The 24780-nt window shown below is 46.1% G+C and carries 21 protein-coding genes; 15 read left to right on the forward strand and 6 right to left on the reverse strand.

All coding sequences use genetic code 11. The features are described 5' to 3' along the window. Window positions 1-23 precede the first annotated feature (23 nt). Entirely contained in the window at window positions 24-1280 is a 1257-nt protein-coding gene (locus tag MgSA37_RS22960) for a hypothetical protein (protein ID WP_096355401.1), read from the forward strand. Window positions 1281-1293: 13 nt separating this feature from the next. Here the strand turns inward: MgSA37_RS22960 and MgSA37_RS22965 are convergent, their stop codons facing one another. Both MgSA37_RS22965 and MgSA37_RS22970 read right to left on the reverse strand, forming a co-directional pair. Further along, a complete protein-coding gene (locus MgSA37_RS22965; protein WP_096355403.1) occupies window positions 1294-1680 on the reverse strand; it encodes a helix-turn-helix transcriptional regulator in 387 nt (128 codons plus the stop codon). A gap of 122 nt (window positions 1681-1802) precedes the next feature. After that, window positions 1803-1985, reverse strand: coding sequence for a type II toxin-antitoxin system HicA family toxin (locus MgSA37_RS22970; protein WP_096355405.1), 183 nt, complete (start codon window positions 1983-1985; stop codon window positions 1803-1805). Between the two features lie 937 nt (window positions 1986-2922). On the opposite strand from MgSA37_RS22970, the gene MgSA37_RS22975 reads away from it, so the two are divergent. The 4 genes from MgSA37_RS22975 (at window position 2923) to MgSA37_RS22990 (ending at window position 7039) form a co-directional block, all read left to right on the forward strand. Beyond that, entirely contained in the window at window positions 2923-4689 is a 1767-nt protein-coding gene (locus MgSA37_RS22975; protein ID WP_096355407.1) for a PKD domain-containing protein, read from the forward strand. 21 nt (window positions 4690-4710) lie between these two features. Next, entirely contained in the window at window positions 4711-4941 is a 231-nt protein-coding gene (locus MgSA37_RS29800) for a DUF3624 family protein (RefSeq protein WP_096355409.1), read from the forward strand. Window positions 4942-5456: 515 nt separating this feature from the next. After that, the gene (locus MgSA37_RS22985) at window positions 5457-5702 is read left to right on the forward strand and encodes a hypothetical protein (protein ID WP_197706190.1); all 246 of its coding nucleotides are present in this window, start codon (window positions 5457-5459) and stop codon (window positions 5700-5702) included. A 329-nt stretch (window positions 5703-6031) separates the two neighbouring features. Beyond that, window positions 6032-7039 (forward strand): IS110 family RNA-guided transposase, encoded by a 1008-nt coding sequence (locus MgSA37_RS22990; RefSeq protein ID WP_096349728.1) that lies wholly within the window; start codon window positions 6032-6034, stop codon window positions 7037-7039. 492 nt (window positions 7040-7531) lie between these two features. Here MgSA37_RS22990 and MgSA37_RS22995 read toward each other — a convergent pair whose 3' ends face one another. Further along, window positions 7532-8782 (reverse strand): DUF2130 domain-containing protein, encoded by a 1251-nt coding sequence (locus tag MgSA37_RS22995; protein ID WP_096355411.1) that lies wholly within the window; start codon window positions 8780-8782, stop codon window positions 7532-7534. A gap of 488 nt (window positions 8783-9270) precedes the next feature. Between MgSA37_RS22995 and MgSA37_RS23000 the strand changes: the two genes are divergently transcribed. From MgSA37_RS23000 to pgl, 10 genes are all read left to right on the forward strand, one after another. After that, window positions 9271-10503, forward strand: coding sequence for a DEAD/DEAH box helicase (locus MgSA37_RS23000; RefSeq protein WP_172885363.1), 1233 nt, complete (start codon window positions 9271-9273; stop codon window positions 10501-10503). Window positions 10504-10572: 69 nt separating this feature from the next. After that, on the forward strand, window positions 10573-12957 hold the full coding sequence (locus tag MgSA37_RS23005) for an alpha-L-rhamnosidase-related protein (RefSeq protein ID WP_096355415.1): 2385 nt from the start codon (window positions 10573-10575) through the stop codon (window positions 12955-12957). Window positions 12958-13310: 353 nt separating this feature from the next. Then, entirely contained in the window at window positions 13311-14069 is a 759-nt protein-coding gene (locus MgSA37_RS23010; RefSeq protein WP_096355417.1) for an ROK family protein, read from the forward strand. A gap of 14 nt (window positions 14070-14083) precedes the next feature. Continuing rightward, window positions 14084-16087: a transketolase gene (tkt, locus tag MgSA37_RS23015; RefSeq protein ID WP_096355419.1), complete on the forward strand. Its 2004-nt coding sequence runs from the start codon at window positions 14084-14086 to the stop codon at window positions 16085-16087. A gap of 152 nt (window positions 16088-16239) precedes the next feature. Continuing rightward, a complete protein-coding gene (locus MgSA37_RS23020) occupies window positions 16240-16689 on the forward strand; it encodes an RpiB/LacA/LacB family sugar-phosphate isomerase (RefSeq protein ID WP_096355421.1) in 450 nt (149 codons plus the stop codon). A gap of 63 nt (window positions 16690-16752) precedes the next feature. After that, a complete protein-coding gene (gene tal / locus MgSA37_RS23025; RefSeq protein ID WP_096355423.1) occupies window positions 16753-17847 on the forward strand; it encodes a transaldolase in 1095 nt (364 codons plus the stop codon). A 5-nt stretch (window positions 17848-17852) separates the two neighbouring features. Next, window positions 17853-18497 carry an HAD family hydrolase gene (locus tag MgSA37_RS23030; protein WP_096355425.1) on the forward strand — a complete coding sequence of 215 codons (645 nt, stop codon included), beginning with the start codon at window positions 17853-17855 and terminating at the stop codon, window positions 18495-18497. Further along, on the forward strand, window positions 18478-19902 hold the full coding sequence (gene gndA / locus MgSA37_RS23035) for an NADP-dependent phosphogluconate dehydrogenase (protein ID WP_096355427.1): 1425 nt from the start codon (window positions 18478-18480) through the stop codon (window positions 19900-19902). Before MgSA37_RS23030 ends, gndA begins: the two co-directional genes overlap by 20 nt. Window positions 19903-19923: 21 nt before the next feature. Further along, window positions 19924-21435, forward strand: coding sequence for a glucose-6-phosphate dehydrogenase (gene zwf / locus MgSA37_RS23040; RefSeq protein ID WP_096357697.1), 1512 nt, complete (start codon window positions 19924-19926; stop codon window positions 21433-21435). Between the two features lie 153 nt (window positions 21436-21588). After that, the gene (gene pgl / locus MgSA37_RS23045) at window positions 21589-22314 is read left to right on the forward strand and encodes a 6-phosphogluconolactonase (protein WP_096355429.1); all 726 of its coding nucleotides are present in this window, start codon (window positions 21589-21591) and stop codon (window positions 22312-22314) included. 5 nt (window positions 22315-22319) lie between these two features. On the opposite strand, the gene MgSA37_RS23050 is transcribed toward pgl, so the two are convergent. The 3 genes from MgSA37_RS23050 to MgSA37_RS23060 all read right to left on the reverse strand — a co-directional run bounded on the left by MgSA37_RS23050 (window position 22320) and on the right by MgSA37_RS23060 (window position 24763). Next, window positions 22320-23105 carry a hypothetical protein gene (locus MgSA37_RS23050; RefSeq protein WP_096355431.1) on the reverse strand — a complete coding sequence of 262 codons (786 nt, stop codon included), beginning with the start codon at window positions 23103-23105 and terminating at the stop codon, window positions 22320-22322. A 283-nt stretch (window positions 23106-23388) separates the two neighbouring features. Then, complete coding sequence (locus MgSA37_RS23055; RefSeq protein ID WP_157750692.1) at window positions 23389-23820, reverse strand: OB-fold protein; 432 nt, start codon at window positions 23818-23820, stop codon at window positions 23389-23391. A gap of 10 nt (window positions 23821-23830) precedes the next feature. Then, a complete protein-coding gene (locus MgSA37_RS23060) occupies window positions 23831-24763 on the reverse strand; it encodes a DUF5777 family beta-barrel protein (protein ID WP_096355435.1) in 933 nt (310 codons plus the stop codon). Between the last annotated feature and the right edge of the window lie 17 nt (window positions 24764-24780).

Consider the following 24780-nt stretch of genomic DNA (forward strand, 5'->3'; position numbering starts at 1 on the left):
ATCGTTTTAGCCAATTACACAATATGAAAGCCCGGAAACTGCCCGCCTTGTTGTTTGCCGTTTTAATAATGGCTACAGGGTGCAAAAAAAATAATGTCAAAACCGTTCCGCCCACGCCGCCATGCAATGGCCCCCAATTGCTTAAGGAAAATATTTTGCCTGATTATTTAATAGTTGACGGCGGCCTGATCACTGTTTATGATGAAATAGCAGCTGATCTGCCAGGCAATGTGTATATCGAAAACACTTCACAGGAATTTACCGACCCCAATTTAACAAATGGTATTGCAGGAATTGCGCAGGGATACTTGTATAAATTTGATGCGCTTGGTAACCAGGTGTACACTAAACCGGCCATCACCGGTTATCAATCAGCTATTGCTGTTGATTCGATGCAGCAGGTGTATATTGGTTATTTTACAATTCTTGACTCTCCCTGGCACAGTATCGTAAACGCCACTAAATATAACAGCTCCGGCGATACCGCCTGGAGCAAGCATATTTACTATGCCATGGATGCTACTTTTACCAGCCTGGGGGTGAGCAATATCGGCATTTTGCATGTAGCGGCAGACGATATCAGCGCCCCGCTTGATAACCAGTATAATGACCCGACGGTGCAGGTTCAACCGGGCAGCGGGAATATGATGTACACCTTCGATCAAACCGGCAAGCTGACGCACGTAAAACAAATATCTACAGGTTTTAGTACAGCAAGTTACCAGTTTTTGCCATCAGGCGGCTTTTATGATATTTACTACGCGGCAGGTTATACTGCCATTGCAGATGAATATGACCTAAATTCAAAACTGGTAAATACCCGGCAAATAGCTGTCCCCGAACGCTCAACCGTGTTTTGCGACAGTAAAACAAATATTTACAATATCGACAGCACAACCATAACCAAATACACCGGCGGTAATACAAAAGCCTGGTCGATAAAGGTGCCGCCTTTTAAACTGGTAAAAACAGGCGCCGACGGCAACCTGTATATTGCCGGCACCTTTAATGGCAGTGTAAACTTTAACCCTGCCGGCACCTCAAAAACATTAACCGCGCATGGCAATAATGATAGCTTCCTGGCAAAAATTGACGCCGATGGCAAAATGACCTGGGTAATACAAAGTTTAGGAACCGATGGTAAAACTTACACCGGCGCATCGCAGATAGATAAGTTTGTCTTCACCGGCAAAAACGGAATATTTGTTACGGGATCGGCGCTGAATTCAAATACTCACAAAAATGTTCATTTTGGTGCTTTGTATATGCAGTGTGAATAGGTAGAGGCGTCTATCAAGATACATAAACCGAAGCTTTTTGCATTTCATCAGCCAACCTGTGCAGCGTTTCTTCAATCTTTTTTGCCTGGTTTAATGAGGGGTGTTTTACGCCGGAAGCATATTGGCGCAGTAATCCGGGGTGGATGCCCGCATGTTTTGCCACCTTGCTGATATTTAAAAAATCGAATTGGCGGAAAAGCGCATAAACATCATACCTGATGTCGAACACTACGCTTTCGGGTTCAAGCCCCTCGAAATCTTTTAACAGCCCTTTTAAATTCAGTTGCAGGGTATCCAGGTTATCGGCTTCTTCCACAATCAGGTTATCATTATAATTTACCCTTCCCCAAATTCCGTTTTCACCTTTTTCGATGATGAGTTCAATCTTTTGCACGTCCATGGTGTTTTTTTCGCTTTATTTTGGCTATAGCCAATGAGCGTTTGTTTATTGTTTCAAATTTTTACGCTTTTCACGCAAGCAAACGGTTGTTTTAAATAAAACAACAAATAAAGGTTGGGGGCTTATTTTAACCCCGCCTGTTTTAAAATCGCTTGTAATGTTCCTTTTGGAATATCTCCTTTATGAACCGGAACTGTCACTTTCCCCGGTTTGTTAGGATTTACCAATTGCAGGTGACTGCCTTTCTGGTCTTTTTCCAGCCAGCCGTCGTCTTTTAGCAATTTAAGTAATTCCTTAACCTTCATTATCTAAAGGTAGCATATTTGCTACTTTATTGCAAATTTATTTAAAAAATATACGGTCCTGGTTTATCGCGCCGAAGATTATTTATTCAAGCGCCTCCAAAATGCCGGTGTCGACCAGATTATTGAGGTGGGTGGTTTTTTTAGTGTAGTCGCAGACTACGCGCATAGTCGTCCGAAGTTACAAACTTCGGAAAGCGGGTAAATAGGTAGTTTTTCTCCGCGCAAAGACAAAAAAGATTAGCCTGCAAAAAGCGTCAGCGTTTTTTGCCAATGCCTGGTAGTGGAGCGCGGCGGGCTACCTGTCAGCTGAGCACGAGTCGCCTTTGCGCTTTCGGCCTGAGCGACAGACTCGCGCTTGAAGAGTGGAGCGTTACGGCGAGAAAAAAATTAACCGTGATGCATATCGTCCCGTGTATAACGCCCTTTCAGGGCTGGCAGGATGTGCCTATACCCGCCGGACTTCGCCCGGCGTTAACGTGTAGCGCCCTTTCAGGGCTGGTGTAAACCAATTTTAAGTCCTGAAAAGGACGTAATACGCCAACAATGGGTGCAGCCCATCGCATAGCCGGTAGCACGGGCGCAGCAGACTCGCGCTTGAAGAGAAACCCTCCCCGCCACTTCACAGCCGGCCGCACCCCTCCCATTGGGAGGGAGTTTTGGCGGTGATTCAGATCTTCCGAACACCCGGGATGATAAAACCAAAAAGGGTGTAGAAATATATTCTTCGGCCCTTTAAGCTATCCTGCCTCAAAATGATTTAGATGGATATACCTGTTAGCGGGGCACGCGACCGCGCAGACTATCCCGGCATACACGCGCCCCGGGAACTTAACCCTCAAAAAAATTCCGCCGATTTATTTTTGTTTTTCATTGAAAACCACTACCTTATGGAAAATTCTAAACTTTATAAACCTTATTTCTCGACCGGAAATTAATTATGTGCTCAGTTACAATTTTAGATGTTACCGGAAATACCGGGATAGACACCATCGCTACCGTAAACGGGACCGCAACGGGGTGCGCACGTATAACGTTGTTTATTGACTGCGGTATGGACAACCACCTCGGCCCTTTTTATGCACCCGTTGATCAAAGCGGAAACTGGAGTGTTGCTATCCAGACCAAATGTGTGTGCGGCTCCCCAATCACCGTAAATGCCACATGTGGCTCAGACCCAAATTGCACGGCCACATTTAACGGGCCTATCCGGTGTAACTGCTGCCCGGTGGTGAGTACCAATATCCAGCCTGGGCAATGCTACGATGATGGCACCAGGCAAATTGAAATTAGTTCGTCGTTCACCCTCGAAGGCAGTTGTAAAACGGTAAGCGTGTATTGGGATCTGGGCGATGGCACTGTCACTCCACACGTTTCCTTCGGTCCGTTCGGCACCACTACAAACGTAATCTGCCCCACAATAACGCATACTTATAAATGCGGCCAAACGTACAATGCGACAGTGCACGTGGTGAATTCATCGGGCGAATGCCCGCCGCAGGCCGTGCCTGTAGCCGTTGCATGCTGTAATGACTGTTGCCCGCAGCTAAACTTAAAATACATCTACGGAAACTGCACCGCCCAGGCTGTAAACCTGAGTATCGAATACAGTATTATCTTATCAAGCGATGTTTCCTGTCCGCCAATTAAAGGCGTTTTATCTTTTCCGGGGCAGTCCATCGCAATCGTCAATTCATCGCCGTTAAACGGCACCGTTGCATTGGTATTACCGCCGGGTACGGGTTATGCCGTGTCGCTTATACTAACAGATCCTGGTAATTGCGGAGCTATCCATAAAACTTTTGACGTTTCGTGCGATTGTTGCCCCAATGCTACGGTTTCATTTAACACCAACGTGAGCGAGGCTTGCAATGCGGACCATGAAACCAAACATGTTACCATCAGCGCCCATGTTACCCCGATGATCAAACAGGGTTGCCCGTCAATAGTACAGGCACAGTTGTTGGTTGACGGCGCAGCGGTCACAGCGGGTTCAGGGTCGGGTACATTTAGTTTGAACTGGCAGGGCGATTACACCTGCGGCGACCATACCATAACTATTTCGTATCCGGGCAGCACCTGCGCTGATGCTTCGGACATCTTTTGCGTATCGGTTTGCGAGAAACCCGTATGTAAAGCCAACCGGATTGCCTTTGAGGTTTTTGCCACCACGTTTCTGATTTCGCTGGTGCTGGCTATCGTCAACACTTATGATTCTTTTATCTGGTTTATTGCTTTGGGGGCCGCCATATTGGCCTTGATTTCTTATTTTACCTGGCTGCCCTGCCCTCGGCAATGCAACAAATGCACGCTATTTTTAGCCCTTTGGGAAATTATGCTGGCAGCATTCGTCGGTTTTTTAATGTTATCAAAATCCACCTTGAGCTGGCTGTTCTTTGTGTTGTCAGGGTCGGTCGGGCCGGTATTTGCCGTTATCATCATTATCCTTATACTGCTGTTATGTGCACTGATTATTTACCTTTTATTTAAATACTGGGTTCAGCGGTGCTGCCCCACAAATTGCGAAAAGTGGACTAATTTCCAGGAGGCGTTTTTGAATGTATCTTTCATAAGCACAGGTATAGTTGTTGGCATACTTGCATGGGCCGGCGTGGCTGGTTTTTACATCATCCCGCTGTATGCCGCCATTTGGGCGTTGATTTCGCTGTGGGTATGGTATAAAAAAATAATGGCCTGCGGCTGGTAAATAATTAAATAATTAATTAATATGGCTTGCTGCGGTCAACTAACAAATCAACCATTTAAAAGGAAACTTGGAAAATGCAAAACCTGCATTTTTCTTTCCTTCAGTGGGACTGTCGTCAGTATAGCTTTGCTGTGCGCGTTATTGTTTTTTCCAAAAACGCCGGTGATGGTTATTGTTTTCATAGCGATTTTGGCTTTGGCATTTACAGCGCTTTCGGTGTTGCATATTGTTTTTTATTTTAAGGGGAAGTGAAGGGGCGGGCTTCACCCTGCTATGGGTTGACAAAGTGTGCCGATTGGCTATGCTTAGCGTCTTTCTGCCTTTTCCGGGTTTCCTTTTTCAGGCGCGAGTCTGACGTTCTGGCCAAAAGCGCAAATGCGCGCCCCGATGACAGGTAATCAGCTATGCCTGTCTCTGGGACACACAAGCCAACGCAGATGCTGCCAGAGACATTACAGCGACAAAAAATTAACCGCGATGCAATTCCGCCCCGCGTAAAAGGTATTACGCCCTTTCAGGGCTGACAGAGGTGCCTATACCCGCCGGACTTCGCCCGGCGTTAACGTATAGCGCCCTTTCAGGGCTGATGTAAACCAATTTTAAGTCCTGAAAGGGCGTAATACACCAACGATGGGTGCAGCCCATCGCATAGCCAGAGGTACAGCCCGCCATCCGCTGAAGCAGGCTTGCTTGTATAGCCGGTTACCTAAACGCGGACCACAAGCGAGGACGCTTGCGGCAGCGGCGTCGAAAGTCGCCGCGAATGGATGCTGCACCAGTTTAAATATTACGCCTCGCAGCACACCCGTAACGAAACCTATCAGCTGTGGGAGCATGATAGCCATCCTATTGAATTAAGCACGCCTGCATTTACACAACAAAAAATAGATTATATTCATGATAACCCTGTTCGCGCCGGCTTGGTTTACCGCGCTGAAGATTATATTTATTCAAGCGCCTCTAACTATGCCGGCATCGACCAGATCATTGATGTGGATTGTTTGTTTTTTTAGTGTAGTCGCAGACTACGTGCATAGTCATCCGAAGTTACAAACTTCCTTTAGATTAGCAAATCAATAAAATCTAGTTGTTATTGCTTGTTGAAGTTTTCTTTTTGCTTCTTTTTCTTTTGTTAATAACCATGATTTTTGTTGAAAAGGTTAACACTGACAGAGGCGCCTTCAGAGAGACTACCAGGTATTCAGGCCTATTGTCCGATTTAATCCTCTGTCAGTTGTTTAAACAAGCATCAAATAGAAATTAGAGTTCTCAGGCTCATTAGTAAGGTATTGATTGTGTTTAAACCGGTTAACCCTGTTATTAACAATTTAAAAGTAAAGTTATGGAATTTACCTATTTCGTTGGTACGGATGTATCAAAAAATGAACTGGACTTTGCCGTTATGCAAGGTAAGAGACTTTTATTTCACAAGGAGATCGCCAATAATCCACAAGACATTATTGCGTTCCTTAAAGAGTTATCCAAACTACCGGAATTTGCTTTAAACACCGCTGTTTTCTGCATGGAACATACCGGGATCTACAACAATCATTTACTATACTGTTTGCATAAAAAGAAAGCCAATATTTGTTTGGAGGCAGCTACCCAGATCAAGAATTCGCTGGGTAATATCCGAGGGAAGAATGATAAGATAGATGCTATTCGTATTGCTGAATATGCTTACAAAAACCGCGATGAATTGCGTTTATGGACCCCTAAACGGGAAGTTGTCCAGCAATTGGCCCATCTTGCTACCACGCGCGCACGCTTGATAGATGCAAAAAAAATGCTGCAAACACCGCTTAAAGAAACCGGGGCCTTCGTAAATAAGCGCATAGCCAAACAAAACGAATCGGTATGTGCAAAAACTTTAAATGCCATTGAAGCCGATCTTAAAAAGGCCGATCAACTTATGGATAAAATCATACGCTCGGACGAGGAACTAACACGCTTATTTACCATAGTAACGTCTGTGACTGGCGTCGGCAAGGTAACTGGTGTCCAGGTTGTGGTAACCACTAACGAATTTAAAGACATTAGCGACCCTAAGCAATTTGCCTGTCATTCAGGCGTGGCTCCTTTTACAGATGATTCCGGCAAGGTGACAAAGAAAGCCAGGGTATCCCATATGGCCAACAAAAAAATAAAAACGCTTTTACATTTGGCAGCAATGGTGGCTATACAATGTGACCCGGAAATAAAACTATACTACCAACGCATGGTAAACATCGAAAAAAAGAATAAAATGAGCGTTATAAATGCTGTCAGAAACAAGCTTATTCTACGCATCTTCGCTTGTGTAAAGCAAAATAGGTTATATGAAAATAATTATCAAAGATTAGTTGCATAGATCATAGAAATCGGACAGCGATCAGCGATCGCTGACGGGGGGGGCGATACCCGCCGGACTTCGCCCGGCCTTAACGTGTAGCGCCCTTTCAGGGCTGATGTAAACCAATTTTAAGTCCTGAAAGGGCGTAATACACCAACGATGGGTGCAGCCCATCGCTTAGCCAGGGGCGCCGGTCGCCAGTGGCGGCGGCAAGCAGCCCTGCATATGGACGCTGACAGGTCGCCCCAAATCCCGCTAAGGCGGGCGTGCTTCCATAGTTGATTACCTGAACGCGTACCCCGCCGGCAAATGGGGCGCCAGCAAAAGAATTGAATGATAATTTATACGGATTTTTCTTTACAAATCCAAGTAAATTACAGAATTTATTAGCGTACCAGGTGTACCAGGCTTATTCATCCGTCCCGGGTGGTTCGGGTGCTTCACCCTCCAAACAGTGTTGGATTTCCCGTTTTAAAATCTATTTAGCGGAAACCCAGGGCCTGCAATTTCCTACTCCAACAGCAGGGCATCATCCTCATCCCCCAGTTCCAAATGGATCATGTCACTACCGGCGATGCCTTCGATGGAGCCTTTGATATGGGCGGCGTTAAGGAGCACCTTTTCCAGCTGCTTTTCGCGGGCCTTCCACATTTTCTCCATGGCGTCGCGCTCTTTCTGGATGGAGATACGCATGCTCATATAGCCCTCGCGGATGGCTTTCCACTGCTCGCTGAACTCGTTGCTGATGAGGTAATCGTACAGCAGGTGCATTTTATCGCCTTTGTTGTCCTGCGCCTTAGCCAGGTTGGCCAGCTTGATAATGCCATCCCGCAGGATATAGGCCACTGCCTTCACCTCCTCGAAGGAGCAGATCCACACGCCATCCTTTTCGCCAAAGCAATCCATTCCCTTGGGGTAGCATTGCGACACGATAACGGCGACGTCCACGCCGATGGCGCGCATGTCTTTTTTTAGTTTGTCTATCCAGTCCCCGCCGAAGTCCTTGGTGCGTTTGCTTTCATAAATAATGCGCCCGCACTCCAGCCCGAATTTATTGCGCACCGTTTGGATACAATCGGCCCCGCGCACGCCCTTGCCCACCTCGCCAATGAGGTCGAATGGAAAACTCTCGCGCAGCAATTCTTCCAGGATCAGCTCCTGCACTTCGCCCTGCAGCTGCATGGAGCCTTGTTCGGCTTTGCGTTTCATTTCGTCCACCAGCTTTTTCTGGTCTTCCAGTTGCTTTTCGAGCTCTTTTTGTTTGAGCTGGTATTCAGTATCCTTCAGGTTAAAGCGCTCGGCTTCCTGCTTGCGGATCTGTTCGGAGAGTTCGCTGCGCTGCTCCTGCAATTTGCGCTGTACAGAAAGTTCGAGTTCTTCTTCGCGCTGTTTAAGGGCGTTTTCCTTTTGCATAAACTCCAGTTCCTTCTGGCGGGAGGCTTTGAGCTTTTCGTCGGTTTCGTTTTTCTCGTTCTGCAGCAGGGCCAGCTTATTTTCATAGTCGGACCCGATGCTTTTGCGCAGGGATTGCTCAATAATGGCCTGTAGTTGCTTTTTTTCGTCGTTGAGGCGCTGCTCAAAAGCAAGCTGCTGCTGCCGCTCTTTATTGACAAATTCGGTTTCCTTTTTGCGGTATTCTTCTTCCTTTTGGCGGGTATAGTCGCGCATTTTTACCTGCAGTTCTTTTTTATATTCTTCGGCCATCACTTCCTCAATCGGAAATCCAAAACCACAATTAGGACACTTAACTTCTGTTGCCATATGTATAAAGGGAAATAAAGATGCAAATAACGGAATTAATGATAATGATTGATAAAGATTGGCGGTAATAAACGCGGGACCAGTGCCAGGTAGGCGGGCCTTGGCGGTAATTTCCACAGGGGGGACTCACCCCGACTACGCTGCGCTGGTCGACCCTCTCTACGGCAGGCCATAAAAAGGGTTGGGGAGGTTTTAACTTTATATATTTTTCTCCGCCCTCTTTGCCGCTTGCGGGAGAGAGGGCGGACGAGCGAAGCAACGTCCGGGTGAGTCAACGGAGCGCGTTTATAAACGTCATTGTCCGCTTACCTTAATGACATTTCGCTTGCGGAGAACCGGCAGGGTAGCGCAGCCATGACCGGGTGAGTAAAGCCGCCGCCATGCTGTTTTCATGGCGTTTAATGTAATGCCCGTGTCGCTTTTATCGCAATTTGCTGTTTACACAACAATTTTTCCTATCTTGCATACCTCATCACCATAAAAGTATAGTGACATTCCAGGAATTCAATTTTAACGAGCATTTATTAGAAGGCATTTTGAGTATGGGTTTCAATACCCCTACCCCAATACAGGAAATGGCCATCCCCATTATATTAGCGGGAAACGATATTATTGCCTGCGCGCAAACGGGTACCGGCAAAACCGGGGCATACCTGTTGCCTGTGCTGGAGCATATCAGCAAAACCCAAAAACACCATAGCTATTGCCTTATTCTTGCGCCAACGCGCGAGCTTGCCCAGCAGATAGACCAGCAGGTGGAGGGCCTCGCCTATTTTACAGGCATCAGCTCCATCGCGGTTTTTGGCGGCGGCGACGGCATTGCCTACGAGCAGCAGCGGCGCGGGATCCAGAACAATGTAAACATCATCATCGCCACACCGGGCAGGCTGATAGCGCACCTTACATCGGGCGTATTAAAGCTGAACCATTTAACCCACCTGGTGCTGGACGAAGCTGACCGTATGCTGGACATGGGCTTTTACGACGACATTATGAAGATAGTGAGCTACCTGCCCAAAACCAGGCAAACGCTGCTATTCTCGGCCACCATGCCGGGGAGGATCCGCACGCTGGCCAAATCAATATTAAACAACCCGCAGCAGATCAATATCGCGCTTTCGCAACCGGCCGTGGGTATCGACCAACAAGTGTACCGGGTGCACGACGCGCAGAAAACACCTTTACTGCAAATGCTGCTGAAAAACGGCAGCTATACCAGTATATTGATCTTCTGCTCGCGCAAGGAAATTGTGAAGTCGCTGGCGAGGGAACTGAAATCTGCCAGGCTTAATGTGTCAGCCTTTCACTCGGACCTGGAGCAAAAGGAACGCGAGGAGATTTTACTGAACTTTAAAAACAGGCAATTGCCCATTATTATTGGTACAGACGCACTTTCGCGGGGTATTGATGTGGAGGGGATTGACCTGGTGATCAATTACGACGTACCGGGCGACCCGGAAGATTATATCCACCGCATTGGTCGCACCGCCCGTGCCGAAACTACCGGCACTGCCATCACTTTTGTAAACCACCGCGACGAGCGCAAGCTGAAAAGCATTGAACAACTGATAGAGAAGCCGATCCGCCTGATGGAAGTACCCGATGAGCTGAAAAGTATCGAAATGGCTAAGCATGCGCCGCAATCAGCCAATAAAAGGCCACAGCAACGCAAATGGGGCAATAAAAGCAGGCCAAAAGGGAGACCCAACAGCCCGGCATAAAATATTTACACGGTACAGTACAACGGCTTAAATAAAAGCAGTTAAATTAGTCCATTCATAAACCAAAAGATGAGGACTTATTTAACTGCCTTTTTTTTAGCCTGCTTTTTGCTGTTTGCAAAACAGGGATCCGCCCAGATAGCCAATGATAAAACCGTTTTAAGCAAACCCTGGAATGCTTACTGGATAGGCCCGGCAAATGATCCCGGCAGGGAATATGGCGTTTATTATTTTCGCAAAAGCATTGATCTGCCTGCGAAACCCGCCAGCTTTATCGTAAAAGTATCGGGCGATAACCGTTATAAACTATATGTGAACGGAACACTGGTATCGGTTGGCCCGGCACGGGGGGATACCTATTACTGGAACTATGAGACCATCGACCTGGCGCCTTATTTAACAGCAGGGAAAAACAGCGTCACGGCGATTGTTTGGAATGAGGCTGAAGTGCGGCCCGAGGCTCAGATCTCGTTGCGTACTGCTTTTATCCTGCAGGGAAACTCCACTGCCGAAGAAATTATAAACACCGGCAGCTCATGGAAATGTTTGCAAAATAAGGCTTATACCCCCATCACCGGCATTGGTTACCCAACCTATTACGTTGCCGGACCCGGCGAGCTGGTGGACATGAACAAAACCATTAAAAACTGGATGGGCACTGATTATGATGACTCCGCCTGGCCCACTGCCGGTGTAATGGAACATGGTAAACCCAAAGGCCTTGCCGATGCATTTGGCTGGATGCTGGTGCCTTCGGTGATCCCGCAAATGGAGCGCACTTTGCAGCGGATACTGGTTTTACGCAAGGCAGACGGGATCACGGTGCCGTCAACGTTCCCTGCTACTAAAACAGCCATAACTATCCCGGCCAATACAACGGCTACTTTACTACTCGATCAAACTTACCTCACCAGCGCCTATGTTACTTTAAATTTCAGCAATGGTAAGGGCGCGGCCATGTCGCTGATGTATAACGAGTCACTATTTGATAACCTGGCCAAATATGGTTCGCGCAAGGGCAACCGCAATGATGTGGAAGGCAAAGATTTTGCGGGGAGGCGCGATAGCGTGATTTCGGACGGAACCGCCGGTCAATCCTTCAATACGCTTTACTGGCGCACCTACCGGTATATCCGCCTCAGGATCCAAACCAAGGACGACCCGCTGGTGATCGATGATATTTACGGCACTTTTACAGGGTACCCGTTCCAACAGAACGCCAAACTGCAAACCGGCAACCCTGAAATGCAAAAGATCCTGGACATCGGCTGGCGCACTGCCCGGCTGGATGCTATGGAAACTTATATGGACTGTCCTTATTATGAGCAGTTGCAATATATCGGCGATACCCGCATCCAGGGCATGGTATCCTACTATAACAGCGGCGATGACCGGCTGATGCGCAACGCCATCAACCTGATGGACCATTCGCGGATCGCCGAGGGGTTGACGCTGAGCCGGCATCCGTCATACAGCCCGCAAATCATTTCGACCTTTTCACTCTGGTATATCGGCGTACTCCATGATTACTGGATGTACCGGCCCGACAGTAATTTTGTAAAGGACAAACTGCAGGGCGAACGGTCGGTGCTTGATTTTTTCAGCAAATACCAACAGCCCGATGGTTCGCTAAAAGGCACCCCTTACTGGACCTTTGTAGATTGGGCCGAGGGTAAAAACTGGGATGGCGGCAAGCCTCCGATAGGCACAAAAGGCGGTTCTTCAATACTTGATCTGCAATTATTGCTGGCCTACCAAATGGCCGCCGATATGGAAAGCAAAATAGGTATGCCGGCTTATGCAAAACGTTATCATGAAAAAGCAGCTCAACTAAAACAAACTATTCAAAACAACTATTGGGACGCGGCTAAAAACCTTTATGCTGATACCGAAGACAAAGATTTGTTTTCGCAACATGCTAACTCTTTGGCTATTCTGGCCGGGTTGGTGAAACCGCAGGAGGAAATGGCCCTGAGCAAAAAGATCTTAACCGATACCTCCTTAACCCCATGCACCATCTACTTTAAATATTACATGCACCAGGCCCTGGTGAAAGGTGGTTTAGGAAATGATTATTTGAACTGGCTGGACATCTGGCGCAAAAACATCGCCAATGGCTTAAGCACCTGGGCCGAGATTTCCGACCTGCCCAATGCCCGCTCCGACTGCCACGCCTGGGGCGCCAGCCCGAACATTGAATTTTACCGGACGATATTGGGGATCGATAGCTATGCCCCCGGCTTTAGTAAGGTAAAGATTGAACCGCATTTGGGGGATTTGAAAAATGTGTCTGGTGAGATCCCGCATCCAAACGGAAAAGTTGCCGTAAGCTACATACAGGATGGTGCGTTATGGAAGATCAGTATCAACCTGCCACAAAAAACATCGGGTGTTTTAATCTGGAAAGGAAAAACTTATCCTTTAAAGGCGGGAGAGAACTTGCTTAAGATTTAATTTCCGAAAGATTTCTCCGGCAGAATTACGAAGTTTTAAAAACCTCGTAATTCTTTTCTGCTTTTTTTAAAATGATAGTACCAGCTATTCTCAAAAATTCAATTCCCCTGTCAAAACCCTGCCTTTCAAGCAAAAAAAAACAAACAGATTACCTTATTGTTGTGTTAATGTTGTTTATTTGGTGTTGAATATTCCTGTTAATTGTTAACAATTAATTATGATTAAATCTTGATATTTACACCGCTAAATTCTTCAGGTCAATTACTCAAAAAAATAGATAGCCGCCGGTTTTGTTAAAACAAATTTTGTCCAGACGCTCTACCAGGCATAAAAATTAAAAACAAATCATTTTAATGGAAACCACTCCCGATCAGTTAAAAATTCTTTCCTTGGACATTGGAGGCTCTCACATCAAGGGTACTATCTTAAACGCAAAAGGCGAGCTGCAAAAAGCTTATGAAAAGGTACCCACCCCCGTGCCGGCCAGCCCTGAAAACGTGATCGCAGCGATCAAAAAGCTGGTTATTGATTTCCCCGGATTTGACAGGATCTCAGTAGGCTTCCCCGGTTATGTAAAAGAAGGCGTAATAAAAACCGCACCCAATTTAAGTAATGAATTGTGGAAGGATTTTGACCTGGCCAAAAAACTTGAAGAGGAATTGGGGCACCCCACAAAAGTAGTAAATGATGCAGATATGCAGGGCCTTGGCGTAGTAAGGGGTAAAGGGCTCGAATTGGTGATTACCCTTGGCACCGGTTTCGGCACAGCATTATTATATAATGGCAACCTGCTGCCTCACCTTGAATTTTCGCACCAGCCTGTAGGCAAGGTAAAATCTTATGATAAATATATCGGCGAGGTGGCCATCGAAAAGGAAGGCTATAAAAAATGGAACCGCCGCATGCAAAAGGTCTTCGAGGTTTTAAAAACAGTATTTAATTACGATTATTTATATATCGGTGGCGGTAATTCAGATAAGTTAACGTTTAAGCTGGATAAGAATATGAAAATAGTATCCAACGCCGACGGGATAAAGGGTGGCACCAGGTTATGGGTAAATGACCTGATTCCCGAATCAACAGAGAAAGCAGTTAAAGCAAAACTAAAATAAAATTACATTACGCAATGAACGCAACTACACAGGACATAGAAACATTAGGAATCGATACCGTACGAATATTATCTGCCGATGCAGTACAGAAAGCAAATTCAGGCCACCCGGGCACCGCAATGGCGCTTGCGCCTATGGGCCATGTGCTTTGGACAAAGTTTTTAAACTACAACCCAAAAAATCCGCATTGGAATAATCGCGACAGGTTCATCCTTTCATGCGGGCATGCCTGTATCCTGCAATATAACTTTTTATACCTTACGGGATATGACCTTAGCTTGGACGATATTAAAGATTTTCGCCAGTTAAACAGCAAAACTGCCGGCCACCCCGAATATGGTTTATGCCCCGGGGTTGACGTAACTACCGGCCCCTTAGGCCAGGGTTTTGCAAACGGTGTAGGCTTTGCTATCGCGCAAAAACATTTGGCATCACGCTATAACAAGCCTGGTTTCAACCTTTTTGATTACCATGTTTACGCTATTGTGAGCGATGGCGACATGATGGAAGGGGTAACTTCAGAAGCGGCTTCGTTAGCCGGCCACCTGGAACTGGGCAATATTATTTATTTGTACGATGATAACCATATTTCGATAGAGGGCGCTACGGATATTACCTTTAACGAAGATGTTAGCGAACGCTTCCGTTCATACGGATGGCACGTACAGGACCTGCCCGATGTTAATGATACGCATGCTTTGGAACTGGCCATCACCAATGCTAAAGCCGAAACGCAAAAACCATCATTGATCCGAGTTCGTTCACTTATCGCTTATGGTAGCCCCAATAAATCAGGCACCGCCGGTTCTCACGGTTCGCCGCTGGGTGCCGACGAAGTAAAACTGGTTAAGCAATTCTTCGGGTTTGATCCGGAGAAATCATTCTACGTGCCTGATGAGGTAAAAGAATTTTATCATAAAGCAGGCGAAAAAGGCATCGAAAAAGAAGCCAAATGGAATAAACTATTCAGCGATTATAAAGCACAATTCCCTGAACTTGCCGAAGAATACGAGTTGGCAACCAAAGGCGAGCTGCCAAAGGGATGGGCGGATGACCTGCCGGTATTTAAAGCGACTGACCCTAAAGTAGCAACACGTGTGGCATCAGGAAAAGCATTAAACGCCCTTGCTGCAAAAATCCCTTACTTAATTGGCGGCGCGGCAGATTTGGCCCCGTCAACAGAAACAAATTTAAAGGGTTTCGATTCCTTCACTTCCGAAAATCGCGGAGGCCGTAATTTTCACTTTGGAATCCGCGAGCATGCCATGGGGTCGGCATTAAACGGTATGGCCTTAACCGCAGGGGTAATTCCTTTCGGGGCGACTTTCCTGATGTTCAGCGAATACATGCGCCCTCCTATCCGCCTGGCTTCTATTATGCAGGTGAGCCCGATATTTGTTTATACGCACGACAGTATCGGCCTTGGAGAAGACGGTACTACCCACCAGCCGATTGAACAACTGGCTTCCCTCCGCTCCATACCAAGGATCACTGTTATCCGCCCTGCCGATGCCAACGAAACCGTACAAGCATGGAAGGTTGCCGTTGAACATAAAGGCGGCCCGGTTGTGTTAGTGTTTACCCGCCAGGGGTTACCGATCCTTGACCAGGATAAATATGGCAAAGCTACAGGATTAGCCAAAGGCGCCTATGTATTATCAGAGGCAAGTAAAACTCCTGAAATTATTTTAATTGCAACAGGTTCTGAAGTAGCTTTGATTATGGAGGCCCAGGTTAAACTGGAGGCTGAAGGTATTTCAACCCGCGTGGTAAGTATGCCATCGTGGGAATTATTTGAAAAACAGGATGCTGCGTACAAAGAAAGCGTGTTCCCTAAGGCTATTAAAAAACGTTTGGCCGTTGAAATGGCGTCGCCAATGGGCTGGCATAAATATGTTACCGACGAAGGTGACATTTTAGGCATGACCACTTTCGGCGAATCAGCACCGGCAGAAGAGCTGTACAAGCATTTTGGCTTTACGGTGGATAACGTGGTAAAGAGGGCGAAAGCACTCTAATATAGATGTGAGAAATTAGATGTGAGACGTGAGATTTTCGGTCTTCTATTCTACTCTTTCCCACAAAATGTTAAGATTAGAGATATGAGATATGAGGCAAGTCTAATTGGATTTGCCTTATATCTCATATCTCAAATCTCAAATCTGAGAATATGAAAATAGGAATTGCAGCCGATCACGGCGGATATAAACTAAAAGAAGTTATTCATCCTTTCCTGGTAAAGCTGGGGCATGAGGTGATTGACTTTGGCGCTTACAAGCTGGACAACCAGGACGATTACCCGGATTTTGTGATCCCGCTGGCCGAAGCGGTAGCAAACGGCGAAGTTGACCGTGGCATAGCCGTTTGCGGGAGCGGCGTTGGCGCCTCAGTTGCAGCCAACAAGGTACACGGCGTTAGGGCAGCGCTCATCAATGATCATTTTTCGGCACACCAGGGCGTTGAGGACGACGACCTGAACATGCTTTGCCTTGGTGGCAGGGTTACCGGCAATATGGCTGCTGAAGAGTATGTCACCGCTTTTTTAAATGCACAATTTACTGCTGCCGAGAGGCATTTACGCCGTTTGGGCAAAGTGCACGAACTGGAAAAAAGAGATTAGTTAATTACAGAAATATCTTTCGGACTTCCGGACTACCGGACTTTCGGACTAAAATAAAGCATCATGGAAACAAACAAAGTAAAACAAATACACAGCTTTGGCCAAAGTATCTGGCTGGATTTTATCGACCGCGAGATCATGTCCTCGGGCAAATTGCAAAAATTGATCGATGCTGACGGTGTAAGAGGCGTTACCTCAAACCCGGCTATTTTTGAAAAAGCGATCACCAGCAGTTCGGACTACGATGCCGATATCCGCAAATTATCAGACAGCGACAAAACCAACGAAGAGATCTTCTTCGGTTTGGCTATTGAAGATATTAAAAATGCCACTGACCTTTTTAAAGGGATTTATGACGAATCAAAAGGCGTAGATGGTTATGTAAGCCTGGAAGTTTCGCCATTTTTAGCGCTTGATGCAGAAGGAACTGCTAAACAAGCTGAAGAACTTTGGAAAGCCGTTGACCGCAAAAACGTGATGATCAAAATCCCGGGCACAAAACCCGGTTTGCAAGCCATCAGGCAATCAATTGGCAAAGGCATCAATATTAACGTAACCCTATTGTTCGGCTTACCACGTTACGAAGAAGTGGCAGAGGCATACATAGCAGGTTTGGAAGACCATTTAGCAGCCGGCCATAACATCGGTCACATTTCATCTGTTGCAAGCTTCTTTTTAAGCCGCATAGATGTTTTGGTTGACCCGTTACTGGACGAAAAAAGCCTGGGCGACCTGAAAGGCGAAGTTGCCATCGCGTCAGCAAAAAAAGCTTACGAAATTTACAAAAGAGTATTCAGCGGCCCGCGTTGGGAAGCATTGGCTGCCAAAGGCGCCAAAGTACAACGCCTGCTTTGGGCAAGTACCAGCAGCAAAAACCCTGCTTTTAAAGATACCAAATATGTTGAAGCATTAATCGGCGCAGATACCGTTGATACTGTTCCTTTGGAAACTATTGAAGCTTTCCGCGACCACGGCATTGCCGCCAATGTTTTGGAAGACGGACTGGATAAAGCAACCGAAACATTAGACCGCCTGAAAGCAGCCGGTATTGATCTGGACAAACTTACCCAGCAATTGGAAGACGAAGGCATTGATAAATTTAACAAGCCTTTTGAGAAATTGCTGAACGCTATTGAAGACCAGAAAACTAAAGTTTAAAAAATTTGGAAGCTACATCGGTAAAGATCCTGTTCTTTGACATAGGCGGCGTACTGCTGAGCAATGGCTGGGGGCATGAAGGACGAAAAGAGGCGGCTGAAAAATTTGGCCTTGATTACGAAGAGGTGAACGCCCTGCACAATTTTATATTTAACGTATATGAAATTGGCAGCATCAGTTTGGATGAATACCTGGATACGGTGGTTTTTAACCATCCGCGCGATTTTACCAGGGAAGATTTTAAGGAGTTCATCTATAAGCAAAGCGTTGAATTGCCTGATACCCTGAAATGGCTGAAGGAGTGGCGAAAAACCTGTGGCTTCAGGATCATTTCTATCAATAACGAGGGAAAGGAACTGAATGATTACCGGGTGAAGAAATTCAAACTGCATGAGTGCTTCGATGCTTTCATTTCTTCCTGCGAAGTAAAGATGCGCAAACCCGACCCAAGGATATTCAGCCTGGCAATGGGCGTGGCATTGGCCCAGCCCAGCCAATGCGTATATTTTGATGACAGGATCATGTTTGTAAGGGCCGCCCAAAAACTAGGCATCAGGGCTTTTCAGCACACCGATTTTGAATCAACCAAAAGAATATTAGAAGAACTTAAACAAGAAACATTCCAACCAAATGAGCAATACATCAAATAAATATGCTTTCGGTATGATAGGCCTGGGCACCATGGGCCGCAGCCTGCTGCTAAACATGGCCGATCATGGTTATGCCGTGGCCGGGCACGATAAAGACGCAGCGAAAGTTGCATCGCTGAACGAAGAAGGAAAAGATAAGGATGTTAAAGGTTTTGGGGATGCAAAAGAATTTGTGCAAAGCCTTACTACCCCGCGTGCCATTATGATGCTGGTGCCGGCAGGTAAAATTGTCGACAGCGTTATTGCTGAACTTACCCCACTTTTGGACAAAGGCGATATCCTGATCGATGGCGGCAACTCGCATTTTACTGATACCAACCGCCGCGTGGATGAACTGGAAGCTATTGGCCTCCATTTTTTTGGCATGGGTGTTTCAGGTGGTGAAGAAGGCGCGCGCCGCGGCCCCAGCATGATGCCGGGCGGCGACAAGGATGCCTATAATGTAATGAAGCCGATTTTCGAAGCCATCGCTGCTAAGGTAGACGGAGCTCCTTGTGTTACTTACATAGGGCCCGGCGCTTCCGGTCACTTTGTAAAGATGGTGCATAATGGCATTGAATATGGCCTGATGCAATTGATCGCAGAATCATACGAGATCATGAAAACCGGCCTTAAAATGGATAATGATGCTATCGGCGCAGTTTTCACCAAATGGAATGACGGCAGATTAAAATCCTTCCTGATAGACATCACCAAAGATATTTTTGCTTTTAAAGCACCCGGCACCGATCATCTTTTATTGGATGATATAAAGGACGAAGCCAAGGCAAAAGGAACAGGTAAATGGACCTCGCAAGTGGCCATGGACCTGCAGGCGCCGATCCCTACGATCGATTCCGCCGTTTCAATGCGCGACTTGTCGAAATATAAAGCACTGCGTGTACAGGCGTCTGATCTGTACAGCAAAGATGCACCGGTATTAAAGGTAGATACCGATGCGTTTTTAACAGCGCTTGAGCAGGCCTTTTATTTTACCATGATCATCAGCTACGCCCAGGGCATGCATATGCTTGAACGGGCCTCTGAAGAATTTAAATACGATCTTAAACTTGGCGAGATAGCCAAGATCTGGCGCGGCGGCTGCATCATCCGCTCTGCATTTTTGAATGATATTTTCAACGCGTACGAAAAGAACAGTAAACTTGAACACCTGCTGCTGGATGAGCATGTTCATGACCTTGTAAGCGAAACCGTACAGGGCGCCCGGACAGTTTTATCGGCTACAATTGCAGCCGGTATAGCGGCGCCTGCTTTTACAGCATCATTAAGTTATTTTGATAATTTCCGTACCAAAAGGATGCCGTCAAACCTTACCCAGGCGCAGCGCGACTATTTTGGCGCTCATACCTATGAACTGATCGGGAAAGAGGGCGTATTTCATACACAATGGGTAGAAAAGATATAGATGGCTACTAAAAACGAAAAAATGAACTCAAGCATAAAAACAGAACCAACTGTATTTATAATTTTCGGCGGTACCGGCGACCTTACTTCAAGGAAGATTGCCCCTGCCCTTTATAATTTATTTTTGGATGGCTGGCTGCCTGCTCAATATTCCATTATTGGCACGGGCCGTACCAAGTTTACCGACGAGCAATTCAGCGAGAACCTGTTAAAGGATATTAACCAGTTTTCGCGCAGCGGAAAGGCTGACCCGAAAAAATGGGCTGAGTTTTCAAAAAACATCCACTACCAGGTTTCAGATATCAATGATTTTGAAACCTATAAAGAATTTGGAAAACGGGTAGAAGAGCATAACACCGAATGGAAGACACAGGCCAATGTAATCTACTATCTTGCCGTATCGCCAAACTTCTTCCCCATCATCGCCTCTAATATCTCCAAAGCAAAATTAGCCGAAGACCCCGATCGTGTAAGGATAGTAATAGAAAAACCGTTCGGGCACGACCTGGAAACTGCCAAGGAACTAAATAAATTACTTTCGGGTATTTTTAACGAGTGCCAGATCTATCGTATCGACCATTACCTCGGTAAGGAAACCGTTCAAAACATTATGGCTTTCCGTTTCGCCAACTCCATTATGGAGCCACTATGGAACCGTAACTACATTGAACACGTACAGATTTCTGTAACCGAGCAATTGGGCGTTGAAGAGCGCGGCGATTATTACGATGGCGCAGGCGCCATGCGTGATATGATCCAGAACCACTTACTGCAATTACTTTGCCACATAGCCATGGAACCACCGGTTAGCTTTAACGCTGATGAGGTGCGCAACCGCAAGGTGGATGTTTTAAAAGCCATGCGCAGGTTTGGGCCAGATGATGTGCGGATGTCTGCCGTGCGTGGCCAATATGCAAGCGGTTGGATGCAGGGCAAAGAAGTGCCGGGCTACCGCGAAGAACCTAAAGTTGACCCTGAATCAAACACCGAAACTTTTGCCGCTGTTAAGTTTTTTGTAGATAACTGGCGCTGGCAAAATGTACCCTTTTATGTGCGCACCGGTAAACGCATGCACCAGTCTGCATCGGTAATAACCATACAATTTAAGGATGTACCGCACCTGATCTTCCCTACGGAAGCGGCCGAAAGCTGGCAGCAAAACAGGCTGATCATCAGCATCCAGCCCGAAATGAGCATCCGTTTACAGGTGCAGGCCAAACGCCCGGGTTTGGATATGGTGCTGAATACAGTGGATATGGTGTTTGATTATAAAGGCACCTACACCACGCAGCCCCCTGAAGCGTATGAAACCCTGATACTGGATACCATGCTGGGCGATCAGACGCTGTTTATGCGCGGCGACCAGGTAGAAGCTGCATGGGAACTGATCATGCCGATTTTAAGTACATGGCAAACTAAAAAGAGTTTGAATTTCCCTAATTATTCAGCTGATTCATGGGGCCCTGAGTCTGCCGAAGCGCTGATTGCAAGGGATGGATTTAACTGGTTTACACTGCCAATTAGCAAGAAATAGTTGAATAGTTAATTAGAGATTAGAGATTAGAGACTGGAGATTAGTTGGAGAATTTTAAAAGTGACGAGATGAAGCTTCTTTCGGACTTTACTGACTTTTCCGACTTTCGGGCTTAACTAATCTCTAATCTCCAACCTCTAATCTCTAACCTCAATGGAGTTAAATATTTTTAATAACGAAAACGAAGTGCTTGCTGCCCTGGCGGCGCACTTTGTTAAAGTTGCAAACGAAGCCATTGCCGCAAAAGGCAAGTTTTCCGTAGCGCTGTCGGGTGGTAGTTCACCCAAAAAACTATATGAACTGCTGGCCTCTGATTACGAGGACAAGCTGGAATGGGACAAAGTCTATTTCTTTTTTGGGGATGAACGTAATGTGCCGCAAACCGATAAGGACAGCAATTACCTGATGGCAAAAAATGCACTTTTTGCGCCGCTGCTGATCGACCCTGACCATATTTTCCCGGTGGATACAAGCCTTGAACCCAAAGAGGCTGCCGCGAAGTACCAGGAAGTGATTGAAGATTTTTTTGATGAAGATGAACTGAGTTTCGACCTGGTATTATTAGGCCTGGGCGATAACTCGCATACCGCATCTTTGTTCCCTTTTACCCCGGTTTTACACGACAGGCTGCCCGGTGTAAGCGAAGTTTTTTTACCTGATCAAAATGTTTACCGCATTACCATGAATGCGCCGCTCATCAATGAGGCCAAACAGATTGCCTTTTTAGTTTACGGCGAGGGCAAGGCTGTTGCGGTGCACCATGTACTGGAAGACGACGAGGATATAGAAGAATACCCGGCGCAGCTGATTGAACCCATTGTAGGCGAAATTGAGTGGTTTATGGACATAGCGGCAGCAGCACTGCTTGAAAATATTTAAATTTTTTATTTAGGGATTTGGGCGATGAGCCATTGCGCTATATCATTCGCGGCCTTGTCGTTATCAAAACCGGGCGGCAGGCGGCCATTCATGTATTCGTTATAAAACCATGGATCTCCAACGGCAAAAACCGTTCCCTTACCATATTTAGCAATGGCGATGATCACCGCGCCATTGCTGTTTTTCAAACCTGGTTTAGCCGGAGGGCTGACGCCGATAGAACAAACATCCTTCATAAATATTTTACGGGCGGTTTTAAAAACAGGATTTCCGGCAGTCACCACTGCACCGTCATCAAAATGCTGATCATTGATCACATGATTTTGCAAATCATCATTAAAATGCATTCCGAACTTAGCCGCCAGGTTATTAAAATGTGGCAATTCAACATTAGCGCTGTCATTGGCTAACATTAATAATACACCACCATTTTTTACCCAGGCGGCTATTTGTCCGGCATCATTGGCCTCAATATAATTAGGGTCGGGGCTTTCTTTTTTTGTATCCGGGTCAACTATGATATAAATAGCAGTTCCCTTTAAATTATTTAATGTTGGCGCTGCACCCAGTGTATCCAAATGGGCACCTGCTCTTTTAAAAGCATCGCCAAAAATGGAAAACCCGGTGTTTGTTTTATCTTCCCATGTATAATGATACCGCTCTGTTTTTCCGGAAGCCATCTGATGCACTTCGTGATTAAAATAATAATCAAGCGTAACCTTCTGTGCTTTGGCAACAAAGGCGCTGGCCGTTAAAATCAGCCCCGTAATGATATTATATTTTAGTCTCATTACAGGGCAAATTAGCGATATCTATCCTCTCTGCCAAAATTTATGAGTTAGGACACAGAGAAATCGCTTTTAAAGAGGAGGCTCCTGTGGAGCCTTCAAAACGATACAAATTTTTTCTATAGACAGGCCGCTCCTCCGGAGCTAATAATAACCTACCTTTCAGACTCCGGAGGAGTCCCGTGTTTATAGAAAAACAAAATTGAAAATTATGGCTCCAGGGGAGCCTCCTCATAGTCGTTTTATTTTAAAAGCGATTGCCTGACATAGGATACCTTTAATTATATTATTTTGGAATTTGTTCGGGTTTAATAATTATCCCCCCACTTAAAACTACATCACTTAAAAAACCCGAACAAATTCCCTTTATAACTACTGTTGAGTCTGCAGAACCCAGTGTAATGCCCGGCTTTAAAGTGCAAAAAACGTTCGCAAAAGCGTCTCCGCTCTTTAAGGTTACGGTTGTATTACCCGCCTGGTCAGCTTTCTTTGCCAAAATGGTGCCTGTTACCTGCACCGCTTTGTTTAAATACCTGGCATTTGCTGCTTTCTCGTTGGTTTGATAATCTTTCACGATTTGAACCGACGTAACATTGATCGCATCTTCATTTACCACATCCCGATGGTGTGATTCCGAATAGGGAAAAACGTAATACCACACCCCAAAGCCACCAACTAAAATGACAGCCAATGCAATTAATATGATCTTCTTTTTCATTTTGTAACGATTAATGATTGTGTTTAACCACGGTAAATACCCTTGAAATATTAAAGCCCAGATGGATGCCGCCATTGCCCCACTGGCTGTTGGTTTGCGTAATAAAGCTGCTTTCGTTTATCCCGGTTGAGTTGGTAAAGAAGAACTGGAATACGTGCCCGCCGGTTTCAATATCAAAGCCGAGTGACATCGCATCATAGGTGCCCTGGAACTTCGTAACCTGGTAGTAATACTCGCCTGTAAAGTTCACTCTTTTGGAAAGCCTTATGCGAAATCCTGTACCGACAGAGTACAGATCATTGGGCGTTGCTTTTGTTGGTACAATATTGTAATGCACCATGGTGGGCACAAACTGGATTGAAAAATAGTCGCCAAATTTGCGGGCGATGATCAATTGATTGGTGAAATTAAAATGATCGGAACTATTGATCGCATAGGCTGTTGGCTGGTCTTTAATCGTCCGCCACACCGCGTCGGAACTCAGGCTCAGGGATATGGGCATAGCCGCTCTGCCGGTTGACTGCCTCAGGATCCTGAATTTGTAAAAGCCATCAAATTCCTTATTGTAAGTACTGCGGCCTATACCCACTTCAAGCCTGTTACTGATACCGTAGTCCAGTCCCAAACGCATGGTAGCCTGGTCGAGGCCGTAAAAATTATAGGCCCCTGTATTTACCAGGCCGAACCTGTGCGAGATTTTAACGTCCAAAATACCCGCACCGGTATTCTCAATGGACTGGCTATTCACAATCCGCGTTGTTTTAAATGTTGAGGTAACAATATCAGTTGTTTCCTTTGCGTCTTTTTTGTCCTGTTCATCCTGCTGTTTAAACAGGTCGACGTTTTGCGCCATTGTCATAAGCGGCAAAAAATAAAAACAGGCAAAAAATATAACGCCAAATACGCTGCGTACCCGGAGGTTATGGTGAGTGATGTTCTTCATAGTGCTGAGTGCTTTAA

The sequence above is a fragment of the Mucilaginibacter gotjawali genome (assembly GCF_002355435.1).
Lineage (GTDB): Bacteria > Bacteroidota > Bacteroidia > Sphingobacteriales > Sphingobacteriaceae > Mucilaginibacter > Mucilaginibacter gotjawali.